The following is a 2114-nucleotide window of genomic DNA, read 5'->3' on the forward strand; positions in this document are numbered from 1 at the left end:
CCCCCCCCCCCCCCCCCCCCCCCCCCCCCCCCCGACCCTCCGTACCCCTTACGAGGCCGCCGTGTTCCGGTTCATCGTCAGACGCCTGCTCCAGCTGATACCCACGCTGTTCGGGCTCTCCCTCCTGCTGTTCATCTGGCTCCGCCGACTGCCCGGCGGTCCCGAGACCGCCATCCTCGGTGAGCGCGGGACGCCCGAGATGCGCGCCCAGATCCGGCGCAACATGGGCCTCGACGAGCCGATCCTGGTGCAGTACGGCCGGTTCGTGCGGCGGCTGATCCGCCTGGACCTGGGCACGTCGACCTCCACCAAGCGCACCGTCGTCACCGAGTTCGTCGAGCGCTTCCCCGGCACGGTGGAGCTCTCCATCACCGCGATGCTGATCGCGATCGGCCTCGGCATCCCGCTGGGCTACCTGGCGGCCCGACGCCGCGGCCGGATGCTCGACCACCTCTCGGTCGGCGGCTCCCTGATCGGCATCTGCATCCCCGTCTTCTTCCTCGCGTACGTGCTCAAGGCGATCTTCGCGGAGAACCTCGGCTGGTTCCCGGCGAGCGGCCGGCAGGACCCGACGCTCGGGGCGACGCGGATCACCAACTTCTTCGTCCTCGACGGGATCATGACCCGGGAGTGGGACGCCGCCGCCGACGCGCTCTGGCACCTGGTGCTGCCGGCCGTCGCGCTGGCCAGCATCCCCCTGGCGATCATCGTCCGGATCACCCGCGCCAGCGTGCTGGAGGTGCTCAACGAGGACTTCGTGCGCACCGCCGAGGCGAAGGGCCTGACCGAGAGCACGGTCCGGCGCCGGCACGTGCTGCGCAACTCGATGCTGCCGGTGGTCACCTCGATCGGCCTGCTCACCGGTGGCCTGCTCTCCGGCGCGGTGCTGACCGAGACCGTCTTCGCCTTCAGCGGCATCGGAGCCTTCATCTACGAGGCGATCAGCCAGCGTGACTATCCGGTCCTGATGGGCTTCATCCTGATCATCGCGGTGGTGTACGTGCTGGTGAATCTCCTGGTCGACCTCTCCTACAGCCTGATCGACCCGAGGGTGAGGGTCCGATGACGATCACCAGCGGCAAGAAGAAGGAAAAGATCGACCGGCTCTCTGAGCTGGCGGCCCGGGAGGACGAGCGCGGCGTCAGCCTCTGGAAGGAGGCGTTCCGCCGGCTGCGGCGCAACCCGGCGGCGATCGTCGGCGCGGTGATCCTGAGCCTGTTCCTGCTGGTCGCCGTCCTCGGGCCGTTCTTCGTCCCGCACCCCCCGGACGCCCAGCTCTGGAAGGGCGAGATCCGCCTCGGCGACTTCCCCGGCTTCCGGTCGGAGAACTGGTTCGGCGTCGACCACATCGGTCGCGACGAGTTCAGCCGCATGATCGTCGGCGCCCGGCAGACCCTGCTGGTCGGCGTGGTGTCCACCCTGATCGGCCTCGCCGTCGGCTCGTTGATCGGCGGGATCGCCGGTGCCGCCGCCGGCCTCGGCGGCCGGTGGGGCCGGGCGGTCGACAACGTGCTGATGCGTTTCGTCGACATGCTGCTGGCCATGCCGAGCCTGCTGCTGGCGATCAGCATCGCCGCCCTGCTCGGCGCCGGTCTGACCACGGTCATGATCGCGGTCGGCGTGGTGTCGGTGCCGGTCTTCGCCCGGCTGCTGCGCGGCTCGATGATCTCCCAGGCGAACAGCGACTACGTCCTGGCCGCCGTCTCGCTGGGCGTGAAGAAGCCGAAGATCGCGCTGGCCCACGTGGTGCCGAACTCGCTCGCCCCGGTCATCGTGCAGGCCACCCTCACGCTGGCCACCGCGATCATCGAGGCCGCGGCGCTCTCCTTCCTCGGCCTCGGCAACAACGACGCCTCCATCCCCGAGTGGGGGGTGATGCTCGCCGACGCGCAGCAGTACCTGGACTCCGCGCCCCGGCTGGCGATCCTGCCCGCCCTCGCCATCATCGTCACCGCGCTGGGTTTCACCCTGCTCGGCGAGGCGATGCGCGAGGCACTCGACCCGAAGCTGCGGAAGTAGGGCCGGTGAGCGCGAGGAGTGAGCTTGCGAGCCCCGCAGTCGCGAACGAAAGGCCAGCACGGTGAGCGCGAGGAGTGAGCTTGCGAGCCCCGCAG

The 2114-nt window shown here is 70.0% G+C and carries 2 protein-coding genes; both read left to right on the plus strand.

Going from position 1 to position 2114, the window contains the following annotated elements; genetic code table 11:
- The first annotated feature begins 61 nt into the window (after nt 1-61).
- On the plus strand, nt 62-1066 hold the full coding sequence (locus ACSNN9_RS28330; protein ID WP_436676368.1) for an ABC transporter permease: 1005 nt from the start codon (nt 62-64) through the stop codon (nt 1064-1066).
- A complete protein-coding gene (locus ACSNN9_RS28335; RefSeq protein ID WP_436676369.1) occupies nt 1063-2019 on the plus strand; it encodes an ABC transporter permease in 957 nt (318 codons plus the stop codon). Before ACSNN9_RS28330 ends, ACSNN9_RS28335 begins: the two co-directional genes overlap by 4 nt.
- Nucleotides 2020-2114 lie beyond the last annotated feature (95 nt).

The organism is Micromonospora sp. URMC 107, from assembly GCF_051386315.1.
In the GTDB taxonomy this organism is placed as follows: domain Bacteria; phylum Actinomycetota; class Actinomycetes; order Mycobacteriales; family Micromonosporaceae; genus Micromonospora.

Excerpts from the sequence above, each read along its gene's own strand:
- ACSNN9_RS28335 (WP_436676369.1), top strand. The coding sequence starts at position 1,063 with ATGACGATCACCAGCGGCAAGAAGAAGGAAAAGATCGACCGGCTCTCT.